Consider the following 17993-nt stretch of genomic DNA (forward strand, 5'->3'; position numbering starts at 1 on the left):
ACGGCTCAGATCTTGACGATCGAGGTGACCGGGTAGTTGCCCTGGCGCTCGCGTCCATTGAGGAACTCCAGCTCCAAAACCACTGCGGCGGCGACGATCTCAGCGCCCGCCTGGCTGAAGAGGTCGGCCGCGGCCGCCAGCGTGCCACCGGTGGCGAGCACGTCGTCGAGCAGCAGTACACGCTTGCCCACCAGGTCCAGGCCGTCGGCCGGGATCTCCAGCGCGGCCGAGCCGTACTCCAGGCTGTATTCGCGATTCAGAACGGGCGGGGGCAGCTTGCCGGCCTTGCGCACCGCGAGCACGCCCGTGCCGAGCGTGGCGGCCACGCCCGCACCGAGCAGGAACCCGCGCGCGTCGACACCCGCCACCAGATCGGCGTCGGGCGCGCAGGCGGCGAGGCAGTCGATAACCGTCCGGAAGCCTTCGGCATCGGCGAACACCGGGGTCAGATCCGCGAAACGCACTCCGGGCGTCGGGAAGTCGTCCCGCCACCGGGTGAGCTGCCGCACCAGCTGTCCCGCCTGCGCGGTCCGCTCGGCCACTAGCTCCTCGGATTCGATCGCCGCGTGCTTGCTCATCGAGCCCTCTCCATGGTCACCTGCGCTCACCGCTGCAACACCCAGCGGTCCATATTCCATCCGGACCCCGCCTGGGTGGGGCCCGCCAGACCGTTCTGCAGCCCGTCGGCGAATGCGATGGTGCGGGGAGTGGCGAACAACGGAATGCTCGGCATCTCCGCCCACAGCAGGTTCTCGCCGTCGGTGAGCAGATTCAGTTGCGCCGTCGAATTATCGTCGGCAGCAAGCTGATCGGTGATCGAATCGTAGCGGCCATTGCCGAATCGACCGAAATTGAGGCCGTTTCCGGTGCGCAACGCGCTGGTCGCCGCGACTCCGGACAGCATCCCGGCCGGGCCGGGAACCGCTGCGGTGCTGCCGAGTACGGCATCGACCTTGCCCTCGCCGAGCTGGCCGGGCTTGAAGTCGGCGGAGCCTGCGTCGACCACGTTGATGCCCGCCGGTTTACAGGATTCGGCGATCATGGCGACGGTCCGGCTACGGCGTTCGTCCGGCCCGAGGTACCCGATGCGGATGGTTTGCCCGGCGGCCTTACCCGCGGCCAGAGCGCCGGTCGCGCCGGGGATATCGGTGTTCTTGTACTTGTTGGCGGCGCCGGTGACCGCCGGGTAGAACAGCGAATCCTCCTGCACCGTCCGGGAGTTCAGCGGCCCGGAGCCGAGCGCGGTGGTCGGCAGATCCTTGGCCTTGCCGACCTGGTTGTAGAGCTCCTGACGCGGCACGCACAGCGCGAAACCACGACGCGCGTCGACCGAGCCGAACACTCCCCCGGTCGCCAGTACCAGCTGCTCGGCGCCCCGGCCCGGCACGGTTCGCGTCGAATACCCGTCCAGGTTCAGGTCTTTCACCGAGTCACCGCCGATATCGACGACGCTGACGGCTCCGTCGCCGATCTTCTTCCCGAGATCGGCGGACTTGCCGTACACCACGATCCGCCCGGTCTCGGGCTTGTTGCCCCACCAGCGTTCGTTCCCGACCAGCACCAAACCATCGGCAGGACTGAAGGATTCGATCCGGTACGGCCCCGAGGACGGGAACTTCGTGACGTCCAGGCTGCCGGACAGGTTCCAGCCGGTGTTCCAGAAATCGGCCAGCCGCCCGACCGCCGCGGCGTCACCGGTTTGCAAGGGTGCCACCACATTCGGCACGTTCGCCGCCCGCGCGGCGACGTGCGCCGGCATCAGCTCACCGGCGGTGAACAGGTTCCGCCAGTACTGGTAATGCCGGTCCGGCCGGAACACCACGGTGGCGTCCTTGGACCCGGGCTGGCACTCCACCCGCTCGATATCGGCGTAACCCGCCGTACTCGCAGCATCGAACAGCGATCCGCCACCGGGTTTGCCGAACCGGCCGCTGCGCGCCGCCCAGGTCAGATACAGGTCGTCGCACGAGGTCGGCACGCCGTCGGAGTACACCCCGTCCGGGTTGAGCCGGTACTGGATGGTCTGGGCCTCACCCGGCACCTCCTTGGCGGTGCCGACATCGGTGTCGGCGACCTGCTGCCCGTCCGGCCCGGTGTAGTAGAACCCGGTCAGCACCCGGCCGAGAACAGCGGCCGAACCGCTGCTCGCGCCCAGGGTGCTGCCGCCGTTGTAGCTGGCGATCGCGGCATCGACGGCGTAGCCGATGGACGGCACCTGGTTCTTACCCGAGCACCCGGCCGCCAGCGCGACGACCGAAGCGCCCGCTGCGACCATTCCGATCAACCGCACCGTGACACGTGATCGCTGCATATGAACGAAACCCCCTGGGGTACTAGTTCCTTCGCTTGTGCCGTTTCCCGCTCGGTCGCGCACCCGGCTCCGGGGTCTGCCCGGCGGCGCGACGCAGCTCGGCCTCCGAGGGCGGCCGTCCGGTGGCGGCGACGGCCCGCTGCTCGGCGGCGGCCAGCGCCCGCGCGCTGGCCACGCCCGACCGCTTGGCCAGCACCTTCTTGGTGTGCGCGGCCACCGGACCGAAGCGTTCCTTGAGCGAGACCAGCAGCGGGGTCGCGAAGAAGATCGACGAGTAGGTGCCGACCAGCAGACCGACCATCTGCACCAGCGCCAGGTCCTTCAAGGTGCCCACGCCGAGCAGCCAGACCGCGATCACCAGCAGGCCGACGATCGGCAGGATGCCGATGAGCGCGGTGTTGATGGAACGCATGAACGTCTGGTTGACCGCGAGATTGGCCTGTTCGGCATAGGTGCGGCGGTTCACGTGCAGCACGCCCCTGGTGTTCTCCTCGACCTTGTCGAACACGATCACCGAGTCGTACAGCGAGAAGCCGAGGATGGTGAGGATGCCGATCACGGTTGCCGGCGAAACCTCCAGGCCGACAAGGGAATAGATGCCAGCGGTGACGGCGACGTCGAAGACCATCGCGGCCAGCGCGGCGATCGCCATGTCCCGTTCGAAGCGGATCGTGATGTAGACCGCGACGATTGCCAGGAACACCGCGAGCGCGATCAGCGCCTTCTTGGTGATCTGGCTACCCCAGGTCTCGCTCACATCCGAGACGCTGATCGCCGCGATATTCGGTTTGCCGCTGGAGTCCTTCGGCTGGAACTCGGTATAGAGCGCGGCCTGCAACTTCTCGACCTGGCCCTGATTGAGGGCCTCGGAGCGGATCAGCATATTGCTGGTCGCGCCCGCGCCGACCTTCTGCACCGACTCCGGATCGGTGCCGACGGCGCCGCGGTAGACGTCCTCGACCTGACTCTGCTCGACCGAACCCGGGAACTGAATCCGGGTGCCGCCCTCGAAGTCGATGCCGAAGTTGAAGCCGCGGAACAGGATGCTGGCCAACGAGATCAGCAGGATGACGGCGGTGATGAGGTACCACATCCGGCGGCGGCCGATCACGTCGATCGCGCCGGTGCCGGTGTAGAGCCGGCTGAAGAAGCCGTGCTGGGACTTCGTATCGAAGTTGGCGTCGTAGTCCACGGCGTCCTCGGTGTCCCGCTTGCGCAGCGACGGGCTGGTCTGGTTGCTCATCGAGTCCTCACACCTTCGGAGAGTGCGGCGCCGGCGGCCCGGCGTTCCCGCGCCACCTCTTGGATCGCGCCCAAGCCGTTCACGCCGGGCTTGGCCCAGAACTGCGAGCGCGAGGCCAGCATGACCAGCGGCATGGTCACCAGCACCACCACGACGACGTCGAGGACGGTGGTGAGCCCGAGGGTGAACGCGAAGCCCTTCACCTGCCCGACCGCGAGAAGGTAGAGCACGGCGGAGGCGATGAGGCTGACCGCGTTACCGGACAGGATGGTGCGCCGGGCCCGGGCCCAGCCGCGTGGCACGGCGGAACGGAAGCTGCGGCCTTCCCGCATTTCGTCCTTGATGCGTTCGAAGAACACCACGAACGAGTCGGCGGTCATACCGATACCGATGATCAGACCGGCGATACCGGCCAGGTCCAGGGTGAACCCGATCCAGCGGCCGAGCAGCACCATGATGCCGTACACCGCGAGACCCGAGGCGAAAAGCGAGAGGGCGGTGAGGAATCCGAGCATCCGGTAGTACGCCAAGCAGTAGAGCAGCACGACCAGCAGACCGATCGCACCGGCCAGCAGACCCGCACGCAGTGAGGACAGACCCAGTGTCGCCGACACCGTTTCGGCTTCGGAGGTCTGGAACGACAGCGGCAGCGAACCGTACTTCAGGGTGTTCGCGAGTTCCTTGGAGCTGGCGGCGGTGAAGTTGCCCGAGATCGTGGTGCGGCCGCCCAGCTGCGGGCCCTGCTGCACGACGGGGGCGGAGACCACGCGCGAGTCGAGCACGAACGCGACCCGGTTCTGCGGGGACTGCTGCTTGATCGCGTCGCCGGTGATGGCGGCCCAGGCGTCACTGCCGCCGGACTTGAACTCCAGGTTCACTTCGTGGCGCGCCTGCTGGGAGTTCAGGCCCGCGGTGGCGTCCTTGATCTCCTGGCCGTCGATCTTGCTCGGGCCGAGCAGGTACACCTCGGAGCTCTGCGATCCGGGGATCGAGCAGGTGATCAGCGGCAGGGTCGGATCGTCGTTGCCGGCCAGCGGGTCCGGCTTGGAGCAGTCCAGGGCCAGCACCGCGGCCTGCTGCACCGCGGGATCGGCGCTCTGCCGGGTCGCCCTGGCTTCGGCGATTTCCTTCTGCGCGATTTCCTGCGGCGTCAGGCCGCCGGTATCGGCGGGCGGCTGCGTGGGCGCCTGCGCCGGGAAGACACGGGGCTGCGGCGCGGGTTCCGCGGGCGGCACCTCGGCGGGCGGCTGATCGGCCGGCGGGACGACGGGCGGCGCCTCGGGGGCCGGCGCCGGCTGCGTCGCGTTCTGCGTGGGCACCTTGCCGTCGGGACCGACCGGGATCGCGGCCAGCACCGGGCGGATGTAGAGCTTGGCCGTAGTGGCCAGTGCCCGCGCCTGCTGCCCGTCGTCACCGGGCACGGTGATGACGATGTTGTCGCCGTCGATGACGACTTCGGAACCGCCGACACCGAGACCGTTGACGCGGTTCTCGATGATCTCCTGCGCCTTCTTCAGGCTGTCCTGGCTCGGCTTGCTGCCGTCGGGCGTACGGGCGGTCAGCGTGACCCGGGTACCACCCTGCAGGTCGATGCCGAGCTTGGGCGTCGGGGCTTTGTCCCCGGTGAAGAACACCAGCGCATAGATCACGGCCAGCAGCGCGGCGTAGACGCCGAGCAGCCGGAGCGGATGTTGCGCCGATCCCTGAGAAGGTGGCACAGCAGGTATCTCCTAGGCGGAAGTCGAGTGGAACACGAGCACAAGCGCGCACGCGCCCGGGCAGCGCTCAACGATAGAGCTCCGGGCGGCGCGGCGGTAGGTCAGTCCTTGGTCAGCCGGGGCTGCTCGGGCGCATCTTCGACGACAACCGTGGACTCTTCGGCAGCCGGGGTCACCGCTTCCGGCTCGGCGGCGGTGACGGTCTCGTCGGTGCGGATCTCGCGGATCGCCGACCGCATCCAGGTGGTGACGACCTCCTCGGCGATCTCCAGGTCGACGGTGTCCTCGTCGACGTCGACAACCGTGCCGTACAGACCCGACGTGGTGATGACGCCGACGCCGACCTGAAGGCCGGCTTGCATATCGGCCACCTTCGCCTGGTGCTTACGCTGGCTGCGGAACTGGAAAAACATCAGCGCGGCCAAGCCGACCGCCATGATGAGCAGAAGGTCCATCGTCGAAGTCAGTCCCTAATCTTGTGGATGAATGGGCATTACGCCCATAGTCTGCCAGTTCCTGTATCGACCGCCACACCGGCACGCCTCAAGCGGCTCCGAACGAATAGTCGTCGAGCGGGAAGCTCACCGCCTGCTTGTGCGTGCTGACGGTGCTGTTCGGGCGCAGCAGCGCCGCCTCACCGTGCTGGTTGAAGTAGTAGCTACGGGCGGTCGAGCAGTCGCCGCCGTAGAACACCGAGGCGCCGAGCTTGTCGGTGACCTGATCCAGGAAGCGATCATTGGCCTGCTGGGTGACCTCGAAGGTGTGCTCGCCGCGCCGGAACATCTCACCGAAGAGGCGGGCGATGTGCTTCATCTGCCCCTCGATGGTGGTGAAGTAGGACAGGCCGCTGTAGGAGTACGGGCTGTTCAGGCTCAGGAAGTTCGGGAATTTCGGCACCGTGATGCCCTCGTAGGCCTGGAAGCGGTTGTCGCGCCACCACTTTCCGAGGTTCACGCCCTCGCGGCCGATGATCTCGATGGCCGGGAAGTTCACGTCCCACAGGTTGAAGCCGGTGGCCAGGATCAGGGTGTCGATCTCGGTCTTGTGGCCGTCGGCGGTGACGATGCCGTCGGCTTCGATGCGCTCGATCGAGTTGGTCTCCAAGTGCACGTGCGGCTGGTTGAAGACCTTGAAGTAGTGATTGGAGAAGGTGGGGCGCTTGCAGCCGAAGTCGTACTTCGGGGTGAGCTGCTTGCGGGTCTGCTTGTCGCGGACCTGCGCGAACAGGTGCGCCTTGGCGAGTGCGGCGGCGGCTTTGTTCAGCGGCTTGGCCTGCTTGTAGTGCAGGACGCCGACCACCATCAGCGCTTCCAGCATGGTCGTGTTGACCAGGCGCGCGGCCTTCTGCGTGGTCGGGACTTTGGCGAACAGCTTCTGCACCGGGGCCGGGATCTTGGCGTCGACCTTCGGAACCACCCAGATCGGGGTGCGCTGGAAGACGGTCAGCTCGGCGACCTTCTTCGCGGCCTCGGGGACCAGCTGCACGGCGGTGGCGCCGGTGCCGATGATCGCGGCCTTGCGGCCGGTCAGGTCGAAATCGTCCTCCCACGCGGTGGTGTGGATGATCTTGCCCTGGAAGGTCTCGATGCCAGGGAACGGCGGGGTATAGGGCTGGGAGAGGAAGCCCGTGGCGGTGAGAAGGTAACGGCCGGTCAATGTTTCAGCACCGCCCTCGATCGACACCACCCACTGCTGGTTTTCCTCCTCCCAGCGGGCGCCGTCGACGACCGTGGAGAACCGCATCCGGCGGCGCAGGCCGTACTTCTCGGCGACGTGCTCGGCGTAGCGCTTGAGCTCCTTGCCCGGCGCGAACAAACGCGACCAGAACGGGTTGGGCTCGAAAGAATAGGAGTACGTGACCGAGGCGATGTCGACGGCCAGACCCGGGTAGTGGTTGACGTGCCAGGTGCCGCCCAGATCGGCCTCCCGCTCCAGGATCACGTAATTGCTCAGGCCGAGCCGGTCGAGCTCGATGCCCGCACCCATTCCGCCGAATCCCGCACCGACCACGATGGCATCGAATTGAGGCGCCACGTCGAACCTCCAGATTTGTGACTCTTATGTCACGGAATGACACATCATTCCGTTTGTGACGACTGTATCATCGGCCCGATGACGAAGCCACCGATCCGAGCCCCCCGAGCGGTGGCAGGCAGCGCCGTAGCGCGTCGTAAAGCCGAACTGCGCCAAAGCATCATCGACACCGCATTCGTCTGCTTCGCGGAGAAGGGCTATCACGCCACCGGTATCGCCGATATCGCAGGTCAGCTGGGTATCGGGCACGGCACGTTCTACCGCTACTTCAGCAATAAACGCGACATCATCGACCACGTCATCGACGATCTGGCGGGGCGCATCGTCGAAACGCTGGGCACCGAGAACGCCCCCGACGCGGCCACCAGCCTTGACGAATACCGCGCGCAGCTGGACCGGATCGGCACCGCCCTGACCCGGATCCTGATCCAGGACCGGCGGATCGCCCAGCTGCTGCTGTTCCACGCCACCGGGATCGACGACGAACTCACCGCCCGGCTCTACGGCCTGCTCGATACCGCCGACGCGCTGACCGCGGGATATCTGGAGCACGGCGTCGAACTCGGTTATCTGCGTGCCGATCTCGACACCCTCAATACCGCCAAGGCGGTCACCGGCATGCTGCTCGCCGGGATTGTGCACGGTCTGCGCGATCCCGACGAAGCCGCCATCGAAGCGCTCACCGAGGCGATCCGCCGTTTACTCATCGACGGCGTGCGCAAGGACTGAGATCGGTTGGGCGCGTTCAGCAAAGACTGAGCACCGCGTGTCGGACCCTGACACAATATTTCGAGTGATGACCCCCGAGGACGTGAGCCGGATCCATTTCGCCATGCCACCGGTCGGGCATCGCGGCTACCACGCGGACGAGGTCGACGCGTTCCTGGAGTTGGTCGCCTCGACGCTGGAGGGAACAGGGGTGCTCACCGCCGACGATGTGCGGCACGTGCACTTCGACGCGCCCCGCTTCGGTGGGCGCGGATACCAGGCCGATCAGGTCGACGAGTTCCTCGACCGGGTGCGGATCGAGCTGGAGATCCGGCAGCGCGGAACCCGGCCGGTTCCCGCCGCCGCCAACGGTTCCGAGCCCGCCGCCCTCTTAACCCCCGATGACGTGCACCGGATGCGATTCACCTCGGCGCCCGTGGGACGGCGGGGGTATCACGAAGAGGAGGTCGACGCGTTCATGGATCTCGTCGCCGCCACGCTCGCGCACGGTACGCCGGGCAGTCTCACCATCGCGGACGTGCGCGGTGTGCATTTCACCGAAGCGCGGCTCGGGACAAGGGGTTACGCGCGCGACGAAGTGGATGCGTTCATGGACTTGGTGATCACGGCGCTCGAAAAGAGCCACCACCACTGATTTCAGCCCTGGATGCTGTGCAGTTCGGCTTCGCGCAGGTCATCCGGGAAGACGAAGCGGCGGAACGCCCAGAAGCGGAAACCCATCGCCAGCAGGACGCCGAGGATCTGGCCGGTGACGAAGTTGGCGACCGCCTGGGTGAGCGGGCCGACGTGCGGCACCCGCAGATTCAGGACGTAGAGCGAGATCGCCTGCGGCAGCAGGGTGACGGCGATGCCCAGGGCGCTGACCGCGAAGAACAGGGCCGCCTCGTGGTGGCGCTGGCGACCGCCGCGGGTCCGGAAGGACCATTCGCGATTGAGGATGTAGGACGCGATGATCGCGATCAGCACACCCAGCAGCCGCGCTGTCAGCGGTTTCTCACCGAGCACCGTCAGCTTCGCCGCGTACACCACACCGGTATCGATGAACCAAGTGACGGCGCCGACCACCGCGAATTTCATCAGCTCGCGGTGCTGTATCGCCTTGGAGCGATAGGGCTCCGGCAAACGATCGACAACAGACTGCACCACGGTCATGCAGCCGACTGTAGCGGGGAGATCGACGGCGCGCCCGTCCAGATACCGGCTGTAACCACGCCCTGGCCGAATTGTGTTGTGACTGCGTTCCTCGCCGCCCCCGCGCTCCGAGTTCGATTGCTGTTGAATTGCTCCCGATCGAACGGTGCCAGCGCAGAGCACGATCCAGACAGATGTGGCATACACCTACCTCCAACTCTGAGCGACAATCGACGGCACCAAACCGGATTGTCGCTCAGAGTGGAGACACATCCCCCTGCTGGAAAAGAGCCGCAGCTGACGCCAGGAATTAGCTGCCCGCAGGCGAGGGACGGTTGAAGAGGTCCAGGGTCGGCTGGGGCTCGCGGGCACGGACGTCGATGGAACCGAACGCCAAGTCGGCGGGTGGGACCAGACCGAGATGCTCCCAGGCTGCGGCCGTGGCGACGCGCCCGCGTGGCGTGCGGGCGACCATTCCTGCGCGGACCAAGAAGGGCTCGCAGACCTCCTCGACGGTGGCAGCTTCCTCCCCCACCGCGACGGCGAGGGTGGAGACGCCGACGGGACCGCCGTTGAAACCGCGTACCAGAGCGGTCAATACAGCGCGGTCCAAGCGGTCCAAGCCCAAGACGTCGACGTCATAGACCTCGAGGGCGGCCTGGGCGATGGGCCGGGTGATGCGGCCGTCGGCGCGGACCTCCGCGTAGTCGCGGACGCGGCGCAGCAGCCGGTTGGCGATACGCGGCGTGCCTCGGGAACGGCCTGCGATCTCGGCGGCGGCGTCGCGTTCGACCTCGACGCCGAGGATCTGGGCCGAGCGCTGCAGGATGCGCAGCAGTTCGTCGGGTTCGTAGAAATCCATGTGCCCGGTGAAACCGAAGCGGTCCCGCAGCGGGCCGGTCAGCGCGCCGGAGCGAGTTGTCGCGCCCACCAGGGTGAACGGTGCGATGTCGAGCGGGATCGAGGTGGCGCCGGGGCCTTTGCCGACGACCACGTCGACGCGGAAGTCCTCCATCGCCAGGTACAGCATCTCCTCGGCGGGCCGGGCGATGCGGTGGATCTCGTCGATGAACAGCACGTCGCCGTCGACCAGGTTGCTGAGCATGGCCGCGAGGTCGCCGGCGCGTTCCAGCGCGGGGCCGGAGGTGATGCGCAGGGCGGTACCGAGTTCGCCGGCGATGATCATCGCCATCGAGGTCTTGCCGAGGCCGGGCGGACCGGACAGCAGGACGTGATCGGGTGTGCCGCCGCGCTGTTTCGCGCCGCGCAGCACCAGTGCCAACTGTTCCCGGACGCGCGGCTGGCCGATGAAATCGTCCAGGGATTTCGGGCGCAGGCTGGCTTCGATGTCCCCGTCGGACTTCAAATAGCTTGCGGTGACCTGCGATTGCTCATCGGACAAGGTTTCTTCGGGCATGGTCTCGTCGTAATCCATGGCGGCCTATCGGTTCTTACCGAGCAGGCTCAGCGCGGCGCGCAGGGCGGTGGCGGTGTCGGCGGCGGGCTGTTCGGCCAGGACCGAATCCACGGCTTGCTCGGCCTGTTTCAGCGGGAAGCTGAGGCCCGTGAGCGCTTCCACCACCTGGTCACGCACCGGCGTGATCGCGACGGCGGGCCCGCTGCCCGGCGGACCTGCCTGCACCGGAATGAGATTGACCTTGTCGCGCAATTCGACGACCATGCGTTCGGCGCCGCGCTTGCCGATGCCGGGCACGCGGGTCAGAGCCGCCACGTTGCTCTCGGCGAGTGCTTTGCGCAGCGCTTCGGGCTCGAGTACCGCGAGCACCGCCATGGCCAGGCGCGGGCCCACCCCCGACACGGTTTGCAGCAGACCGAACAGGTCGCGCGATTCGGTGTCGGCGAACCCGAACAGTGTCTGCGAATCCTCGCGGACGATCATCGCGGTGTAGAGCCGGATCTCCGCGCCGCGGGTGAGCGTGGCCAGCGTCGACGGGGTCGCGTTCAGGCGGTACCCGATTCCGCCCGCCTCGATCACCGTGTGGTCGAGCGCGATTTCGAGCACCTCACCGCGTACCGACGCGATCACCCGCGTACCGCCTTCCGTTGTTCAGCAAGCTTTTCGGTGTAGCGCCTGCGGACCTCCGCCGCCTGCGCTTCGGCTTTGGCCATGCGATCCAGCAGCGGCGCCCGCCAACAATGACAGATCGCCAGAGCCAGCGCATCAGCCGCGTCCGCCGGTTTCGGCGCCACCGCCAACCCGAGGATCCGCGTCACCATCGTCGTCACCTGCGCCTTGCCGGCGGTGCCGCTACCGGTCACCGATGCTTTCACCTCGCTGGGCGTGTGAAACGCCACGGGTATGCCGCGCCGGGCCGCCGCGAGCGCGATCACCCCGCCGGCCTGGGCCGTGCCCATCGCGGTGCGCACGTTGTGCTGCGCGAACACGCGCTCGATCGCGACGGCCTCGGGTTTGTGTGTGTCCATCCAGGTTTCGGCCGCGTCGGCCACCAGCATCAACCGCTGCGCCAGATCCATCTCGGGCGGCGTCCGCACCACGTCCACGGCGATGGCCGTGACCTTCCGGCCGATCCCGCCCTCGACCATGCTGATCCCGCACCGGGTGAGCCCGGGGTCCACGCCCATCACCCGCACGAAAACCCCTCTCGCAGACACGAACAACTGTTCGAGAGTCTAGTGGAATCCCACCCGACTCTCTGCAAGGACACTCCCAGTGGGCTCAGTTCACCTGAGCGGCGAAGGCAGAGTACGCCGTTTCGTCGAAGAGAACGAACCGCACCTCCGCGACCTGAGTCGTGCTGCCACGCACCGTTTCCACGGCGATGCGAGCACCGTCGTCCAGGGGCCAGCCGTAGATACCGGTGGAGATGGCGGGAAAGGCGACCGTGCGCGCGCCGAGTTCGGCTGCGACGCGCAAGGATTCGCGATAACAAGAAGCCAGGAGGTCGGAACGGTCCTCGGTCGCCGACCAGACCGGGCCGACGGTGTGGATAACCCAACGGGCGTCCAGCTTGCCCGCCGTAGTCGCTACAGCCTGGCCGGTTTTGAGCCCTTTGCCGTAGTGCGAAGCGCGCAATGCACGGCATTCGGCCAGGATTTCGGGGCCGCCTTTGCGGTGGATCGCACCGTCCACTCCCCCGCCGCCGAGCAGCGAGGAGTTGGCCGCGTTGACGATCGCGTCAACCGATTGCGCGGTGATGTCACCGCGTACCAAAACCAGCGAAACCATGCGCGAACCCTACCTAGCCGCTCGCGCATCCCGCCTTGGTCTAGACAAAGCGTAACCATGTGGTTACGCTTTGATCGTGGACGAAGTGGCAGGGGCCATCGCCGACCCGATCCGGCGGGAAATCCTGGAAATGCTCGACGGACAGCAACTGACCGCGGGTGATATCGCAGCGCGATTCGAGATCAGCCGGCCCGCGATCAGCCGGCACCTGCGGGTGCTGCGCGAAAGCGGTCTGGTCCGCGCCGAACTCGTGGGCCGACAGCGGGTCTACGCCCTCGACACCGAACCGCTCGGCGAGCTCGCCGACTGGATCACGCGGTTCGGCCGCAACGCCTGGGAACGCCGCTTCGACGCATTGGAAACCGAGGTCTACCGAACCCGGCGCGAACACCGCGCCGCGGCAGACCAGGAAACAGCAAGGGAGAACACAGCATGACCACCCAACCCACCGGACGTCTGCTCACCACCGACGCCGGGCGCGACCTGATCCTGACTCGAACCTATCGCGCACCGATCGCCGACGTCTGGGCGAGCCTGACCGAACCCGATCGCACCGCCCGCTGGTACGGGCCATGGACGGGTGAAGCCGGGCCGGGCCGCAACATCAAGGTGCAGATGACTTTCGAAGAGGGGCAGCCCTGGATGGAAATGCACATCGAGGCCTGCGAACCGCCGCACCGCCTGGAAGTCTCCGCGACCGACGAAGCCGGTTCTTGGCTGCTGGAAGTGCAGTTGACCCAGCAGAACGACACCACCGAATTCCGCTTCATCCAGCACCTGACCACCGACCACCTGGGGATGGTGTCCCAGGTCGGGCCCGGCTGGGAGTACTACCTGGACATGTTCGGGGCGGCCCACACAGGTGCGAACCGCCCCGAATTCAGCGACTACTACCCCGCTTTCGCGGAGTACTACGAAAACCTGGCCAAAGGCTAGTCGTCGAGCTGGGCCATGACCTCGTCGGAGATGTCGACGTTGGTGTAAACGTTCTGGACGTCGTCGCTGTCTTCCAGCGCGTCGACCAGCTTGAACACCTTGCGCGCGCCGTCGGCGTCCACCGCGACCGACACCGACGGCTGGAAGCCGGATTCGGCGGAGTCGTAGTCGATTCCGGCGGCCTGCAGCGCCTGGCGGACCGGGATCAGATCGCCCGGGTCGCTGATGACCTCCCAGGAATCGCCCAGGTCGTTGACCTCTTCGGCGCCCGCGTCGAGCACCGCCAGCAGCACGTCGTCCTCGGACAGGCCGTTCTTCTCCAGGGTGACCACACCCTTGCGCCCGAACAGGTAGGACACCGAACCCGGGTCGGCCATGTTGCCGCCGTTGCGGGTCATCGCGACCCGGACCTCGCCCGCGGCGCGGTTGCGGTTGTCGGTGAGGCACTCGATCAGGACGGCGACACCGTTGGGGCCGTAGCCCTCGTACATGATGGTCTGCCAGTCCGCGCCGCCGGCTTCTTCGCCGCCGCCGCGCTTGCGCGCGCGCTCGATGTTGTCGTTGGGAACCGACGACTTCTTCGCCTTCTGGATGGCGTCGAACAGCGTCGGGTTGCCGCCCGGGTCACTGCCACCAGTCCGGGCCGCCACCTCGATGTTCTTGATCAACTTGGCGAAGAGCTTGCCGCGCTTCGCGTCGATACCCGCCTTCTTGTGCTTGGTGGTGGCCCATTTGGAGTGGCCGCTCATGCCCTACTTCCTTCAGGTCGATTGCGCGTGCTGGAAACTTCACCAGCCTACTCGGCCGGTCACGCAACCTTTCCGAGGGCACGATCAGAGCGTGATTCCGTAGGACTCGTCGAAGAACGCGCCCGCGATGTAGGCAGGCGTCGCATAGGCGAAGCCGTTGTCACCCCACGCGGTGCCCCAGCTGTTGCGCAGGATGAAGCGGCCGTTGGCCTGATAGCCGACGACGGCGACCGCGTGCCCGCCACGGACGGTGCCGGGAACGAATTCCTCGAGGACGCCGCCGTTGGCGGTGGCGTTGTCCCAGGTTCGGTCCACGCCGAAGCCGACCAGGATCGGGCCGTGGTTGGCGAGCCAGGCCTTCCAGTTGTCCAGGTTCTTGCGCAGATTGAAGTAGGAGGCCACCCGATGCTGCGCGGCGTGCGCCCAGAACACGTTCTCCGCACCGGTGTACATCTTGGTGACGATGTGGAACGGCAGCAGGTCCTCGTGGACCGCACCGTATTTGCGCGTCACCTCGACAGCGGCCTTCAACGAGGTGCCGCCGCCTTCGATGAAGGTTTCCGGCCGCTGATCGAACTCGTCGGTCTCCTTCGAGCTCATCCAGATGAAGCGCGGCGAGATCCGATCGGTCTTGTCGATCCGGTTCGCAGTGACCAGGTGATAGCGCATCAGCCCGTCACCCGTCGCCCACCCGACGCAGGAACCGGTGTCCTCCTGATCGCCGATGGTCCACCAGTCGCGGCGCAGGTCCACCGACTGCGGAAGCGCGGCCACCGCGCCCAGCGTGCCGACTGCGACCGCGTCACCGAAAGTCCAGTCCCGCCCGGTCTCGCGGGAGGGAACCAGATTGCACACCCGATCTTCGGTCGGGACAGATTCCGCCGACTCAGCGCCCAGCGGGTATTCGTGATTCGTCATGATCGTGCGTCCTTCATCCAGTGGTGCAACACCACTCCGGGACGATTCGGCTGCCCGGATCACACCATCGTCGCGCCGATCCCGCCCGGAATCGCGAGTACCGAATACTCGATCCGAAGCGGTGATCAGCGCGTTCGGTACGCGATCGGGCCTCGACTACGCAGCCGCGCGGACCATGTCGACGAACAAGTCGTGCACGCGCAGATCACCGGTGACCTCCGGATGGAACGAGGTCGCCAGGACATTGCCCTGCCGGGCCGCCACGATGCGCCCGGCGAACGGGCCGCTCGGGACCGTGGCCAGGACCTCGACGCCCGCGCCCGCACGCTCCACCCAGGGGGCGCGGATGAAGACGGCGCGAATCGGAGTGTCGAGACCGGTGAAGTCGAGATCGGTTTCGAAGGAATCGACCTGGCGGCCGAAAGCGTTGCGGCGCACCGTCATATCGATGCCCGAGAGGTGCTGGGCGTCGGGGCGGGTGTCGAGAACTTCGGAGGCGAGCAGGATCATGCCCGCGCAGGAACCGAAGGCGGGCATGCCGTCGCGCAGGCGGGCGCGCAGCGGTTCGAGCAGTTCGAAAGCCTCGAGCAGCTTGCTGATGGTGGTGGACTCGCCGCCGGGAAGGACCAGCGCGTCGACCGAGTCGAGTTCGGAGCGCCGGCGGACGCTGACCGGTTCCGCGCCGGCGTGGGCCAAGGCGGCGAAATGCTCGCGAACATCGCCCTGCAAAGCAAGGACGCCGACCCTGGGCGTGCTCGTCCTCTGCCGCGAATCCCGCGCGGTGATCACCGACTGCTCAACCATGCCTCGAAGGATACGGCGAGCAGCACTGTGCGCCCGCTCACGGTGATCAGCCCTCACGCAGTGTGCGGATCAAACCTTCCTGGACGACGGCGGCGACCAACTCGCCCTGGCGGTTGAAGATCTTGCCGCCGGTCAGGGCCCGGCCGAAACCGGCGGACGGTGAGGACTGGTCGTAGAGCAGCCAGTCGTCGGCGCGGAAGGGGCGCAGGAACCACATCGCGTGGTCGAGCGAGGCGTTCTGGGTTTCCTCGTCCGGATGGATGACCTTGGAGGAACCGAGCAACGTCATATCGCTCATGTAGGCGAGAGTGCAGACGTGGAACAGCGGATCGTCGGGCAGCGGATGGCGGTAGCGGAACCAGACCTGCTGCTGGGAGACGACGCCGTCGCGGCGGGACACCTCGCCGTGCGGGACCGGGCGGATGTCCCAGTGCTCCCATTCGCGCATGGCCCACAGGCGTTCCGGGCTCATCGTGGTCTTGGCGTCGGGCAGGCCCTCGGGCTCGGAGACCGGCGGCATCACGTCTTGGTGTTCGGGGCCCTGATCGCCGGAGTGGAAGGAGGCGGACATGGTGAAGATCGCCTTGCCGTCCTGCACGCCGGTGACCCGCCGCGTGCAGAACGAACGCCCGTCGCGGATCCGGTCCACCATGTAGACAGTCCGCTGCTCGGGGTTGCCGGGGCGCAGGAAATACCCGTGCAGAGAGTGCACCTGGAACTGCGGATCGACCGTGCGCACCGCCGACACCAGCGCCTGCCCCGCCACCTGTCCACCGAATGTGCGCGGCAACTGGGTCTTGGTGGATGCCCCGCGGAAGATGTCGCGTTCCAGCCGCTCGATCTCCAGCGCCTCTTCGATCGTCGCCATGCGCGCCACATTATCCGGCCGGGTTACGTCACATTTGCCCGACTGCCCGCTGCCGCGATCGGCGACACGCGTGGCTGCCGGTTACGGACAACTCGGGCAAACGGGTGACACCCTGTCGCGTGTGATCGAGTCGCTGACGATGGCTGCCATCAACACCGTCTCCGAGATGGTGAACTCGTATGCCACCGAAACCGCGGGTGTCGACCTACCCCCGCTGACCTGGATGTGGGACTGCTGCGCTCGGTTCGCCGACGGCGCGGAGGCCGAGTTCTGCGGCGCCTGCCACCCCGATCTACCTGCCCTGGAAGCGAATTCCCAGGTGATGGCCTGGGCGCGCGCCCTGCAGTTGCAGGATGCCAGCACCGCGCGTGACGTCGCCGACGGCCGGCGCGCCTTCACCGGAACCCTCGGCGAGTCCCGCATCCGGCTGACCGCCATCGTCGAATCCACCACTCCGGCAACCGAAACCCAGCCGCTGATCATCCTGGCCTAGGGCCCGGTATCGGAGTACAACGGGAGCATGACCGAGCCTGGGTCCGCACCATCCTTCCGCTCTGATCAGCCGGGCGACAGCGCCCAGCACGCACTGCTCGTCAGCATTCTTGATGCGCAATCCGAATTGCCGGGCGTGCGGCGGCTGCGACGCTGGACCCTGGCGGCCTTGGCCGTGCGGCCGGGTGATCGGGCGCTCGACATCGGGTCCGGGACGGGTTCCGAAGTAGTGGCGTTGGCCGAAGCGACCGGCCCCACCGGTGCGGCCACCGGCGTCGACCCGAACCCCGCCATGCTGGTGGAGGCCGAGGCGCGAGCCGCGGCGCTCGGCGTCCCGGCCGAGTTCGTGAAAGGCGACGCCTACGACCTGCCCTTCCCCGACGGCAGTATCGACGCGGTGCGCTGCGAGCGGGTCTACCAGCACCTCGACGACCCCGCCCGCGCGACCGCGGAGATCGCCCGCGTGCTGCGCCCGGGCGGCCGCGTCGTCCTCGTCGACAGCGATTGGTCCACCAGCATCATTCATCCCGGCGACCCCGAAGTGGTTCGCGCCTTGAGCGATTCGTGGCTCAGCCAGACCACCAACCGCAACTCCGGCCGCCATCTGCGCGGGCTGCTCACCGCCGTGGGGCTGGTCGTCGACGACATCGGCGCCGACGCCGTCATCTGGGATCCCGGCGTCATCGACACCATGTTCCGGGCCGGCACCGACCTGTCGGTAGCCGCCGGCGTCATCACCGCCGCACAAGGCGACGAACTGATCGCGGACCTCCATCATGGCGTGGAAATCGGCGACTACCACTTCTCGGTGACCATGTTCGCGGTGCTCGCGCACCGTCCGAACCTGTGACG

21 protein-coding genes are annotated in these 17993 nt (G+C 67.0%); 6 read left to right on the forward strand and 15 right to left on the reverse strand.

Going from position 1 to position 17993, the window contains the following annotated elements; translation table 11 throughout:
- Positions 1-5: 5 nt before the first annotated feature.
- From IBX22_RS04345 to IBX22_RS04370, 6 genes are all read right to left on the reverse strand, one after another.
- A complete protein-coding gene (locus tag IBX22_RS04345; RefSeq protein WP_194814072.1) occupies positions 6-578 on the reverse strand; it encodes an adenine phosphoribosyltransferase in 573 nt (190 codons plus the stop codon).
- A gap of 26 nt (positions 579-604) precedes the next feature.
- Positions 605-2311 (reverse strand): ABC transporter substrate-binding protein, encoded by a 1707-nt coding sequence (locus IBX22_RS04350; protein ID WP_194814073.1) that lies wholly within the window; start codon positions 2309-2311, stop codon positions 605-607.
- A gap of 22 nt (positions 2312-2333) precedes the next feature.
- Positions 2334-3554, reverse strand: a complete 1221-nt coding sequence (gene secF / locus IBX22_RS04355; protein WP_194814074.1) for a protein translocase subunit SecF — start codon at positions 3552-3554, stop codon at positions 2334-2336.
- Complete coding sequence (secD, locus tag IBX22_RS04360; protein ID WP_194814075.1) at positions 3551-5272, reverse strand: protein translocase subunit SecD; 1722 nt, start codon at positions 5270-5272, stop codon at positions 3551-3553. Before secD ends, secF begins: the two co-directional genes overlap by 4 nt.
- Positions 5273-5373: 101 nt before the next feature.
- Positions 5374-5727, reverse strand: a complete 354-nt coding sequence (yajC, locus tag IBX22_RS04365; protein ID WP_194814076.1) for a preprotein translocase subunit YajC — start codon at positions 5725-5727, stop codon at positions 5374-5376.
- Positions 5728-5815: 88 nt separating this feature from the next.
- A complete protein-coding gene (locus IBX22_RS04370; protein WP_194814077.1) occupies positions 5816-7306 on the reverse strand; it encodes an NAD(P)/FAD-dependent oxidoreductase in 1491 nt (496 codons plus the stop codon).
- A gap of 78 nt (positions 7307-7384) precedes the next feature.
- Between IBX22_RS04370 and IBX22_RS04375 the strand changes: the two genes are divergently transcribed.
- Positions 7385-8035 carry a TetR/AcrR family transcriptional regulator gene (locus tag IBX22_RS04375; protein ID WP_228538185.1) on the forward strand — a complete coding sequence of 217 codons (651 nt, stop codon included), beginning with the start codon at positions 7385-7387 and terminating at the stop codon, positions 8033-8035.
- Between the two features lie 67 nt (positions 8036-8102).
- On the forward strand, positions 8103-8669 hold the full coding sequence (locus tag IBX22_RS38125; RefSeq protein WP_194815575.1) for a DivIVA domain-containing protein: 567 nt from the start codon (positions 8103-8105) through the stop codon (positions 8667-8669).
- A 2-nt stretch (positions 8670-8671) separates the two neighbouring features.
- Here IBX22_RS38125 and IBX22_RS04385 read toward each other — a convergent pair whose 3' ends face one another.
- The 5 genes from IBX22_RS04385 to IBX22_RS04405 form a co-directional block, all read right to left on the reverse strand.
- Entirely contained in the window at positions 8672-9187 is a 516-nt protein-coding gene (locus IBX22_RS04385; RefSeq protein ID WP_194814079.1) for a GtrA family protein, read from the reverse strand.
- Positions 9188-9476: 289 nt separating this feature from the next.
- Complete coding sequence (ruvB, locus tag IBX22_RS04390) at positions 9477-10583, reverse strand: Holliday junction branch migration DNA helicase RuvB (protein WP_228538186.1); 1107 nt, start codon at positions 10581-10583, stop codon at positions 9477-9479.
- A gap of 24 nt (positions 10584-10607) precedes the next feature.
- On the reverse strand, positions 10608-11213 hold the full coding sequence (gene ruvA / locus IBX22_RS04395; RefSeq protein ID WP_194814081.1) for a Holliday junction branch migration protein RuvA: 606 nt from the start codon (positions 11211-11213) through the stop codon (positions 10608-10610).
- Complete coding sequence (ruvC, locus tag IBX22_RS04400; protein ID WP_194814082.1) at positions 11210-11779, reverse strand: crossover junction endodeoxyribonuclease RuvC; 570 nt, start codon at positions 11777-11779, stop codon at positions 11210-11212. The genes ruvA and ruvC overlap by 4 nt, the downstream gene beginning before the upstream one ends.
- A gap of 85 nt (positions 11780-11864) precedes the next feature.
- Positions 11865-12374 (reverse strand): O-acetyl-ADP-ribose deacetylase, encoded by a 510-nt coding sequence (locus tag IBX22_RS04405; RefSeq protein WP_194814083.1) that lies wholly within the window; start codon positions 12372-12374, stop codon positions 11865-11867.
- Between the two features lie 76 nt (positions 12375-12450).
- On the opposite strand from IBX22_RS04405, the gene IBX22_RS04410 reads away from it, so the two are divergent.
- Together IBX22_RS04410 and IBX22_RS04415 are read left to right on the forward strand one after the other, a co-directional pair.
- The gene (locus tag IBX22_RS04410) at positions 12451-12810 is read left to right on the forward strand and encodes a metalloregulator ArsR/SmtB family transcription factor (protein WP_194814084.1); all 360 of its coding nucleotides are present in this window, start codon (positions 12451-12453) and stop codon (positions 12808-12810) included.
- Positions 12807-13310, forward strand: a complete 504-nt coding sequence (locus IBX22_RS04415) for an SRPBCC family protein (protein WP_194814085.1) — start codon at positions 12807-12809, stop codon at positions 13308-13310. The genes IBX22_RS04410 and IBX22_RS04415 overlap by 4 nt, the downstream gene beginning before the upstream one ends.
- Here IBX22_RS04415 and IBX22_RS04420 read toward each other — a convergent pair.
- The 4 genes from IBX22_RS04420 to IBX22_RS04435 form a co-directional block, all read right to left on the reverse strand.
- Positions 13307-14059 carry a YebC/PmpR family DNA-binding transcriptional regulator gene (locus IBX22_RS04420; RefSeq protein WP_194814086.1) on the reverse strand — a complete coding sequence of 251 codons (753 nt, stop codon included), beginning with the start codon at positions 14057-14059 and terminating at the stop codon, positions 13307-13309. The genes IBX22_RS04415 and IBX22_RS04420 overlap by 4 nt on opposite strands.
- Before the next feature lie 84 nt (positions 14060-14143).
- Positions 14144-14977 carry a C1 family peptidase gene (locus IBX22_RS04425; protein WP_194814087.1) on the reverse strand — a complete coding sequence of 278 codons (834 nt, stop codon included), beginning with the start codon at positions 14975-14977 and terminating at the stop codon, positions 14144-14146.
- Positions 14978-15133: 156 nt separating this feature from the next.
- Entirely contained in the window at positions 15134-15781 is a 648-nt protein-coding gene (gene pdxT, locus IBX22_RS04430; RefSeq protein ID WP_194814088.1) for a pyridoxal 5'-phosphate synthase glutaminase subunit PdxT, read from the reverse strand.
- Between the two features lie 46 nt (positions 15782-15827).
- On the reverse strand, positions 15828-16649 hold the full coding sequence (locus IBX22_RS04435; RefSeq protein ID WP_194814089.1) for an acyl-CoA thioesterase II: 822 nt from the start codon (positions 16647-16649) through the stop codon (positions 15828-15830).
- 121 nt (positions 16650-16770) lie between these two features.
- On the opposite strand from IBX22_RS04435, the gene IBX22_RS04440 reads away from it, so the two are divergent.
- Positions 16771-17142, forward strand: coding sequence for a hypothetical protein (locus tag IBX22_RS04440; RefSeq protein WP_194814090.1), 372 nt, complete (start codon positions 16771-16773; stop codon positions 17140-17142).
- 27 nt (positions 17143-17169) lie between these two features.
- Positions 17170-17991: a methyltransferase domain-containing protein gene (locus tag IBX22_RS04445; protein ID WP_194814091.1), complete on the forward strand. Its 822-nt coding sequence runs from the start codon at positions 17170-17172 to the stop codon at positions 17989-17991.
- Positions 17992-17993: the final 2 nt, after the last annotated feature.

It is taken from the genome of Nocardia sp. XZ_19_385 (genome assembly GCF_015355755.1).
Classification (GTDB): domain Bacteria; phylum Actinomycetota; class Actinomycetes; order Mycobacteriales; family Mycobacteriaceae; genus Nocardia.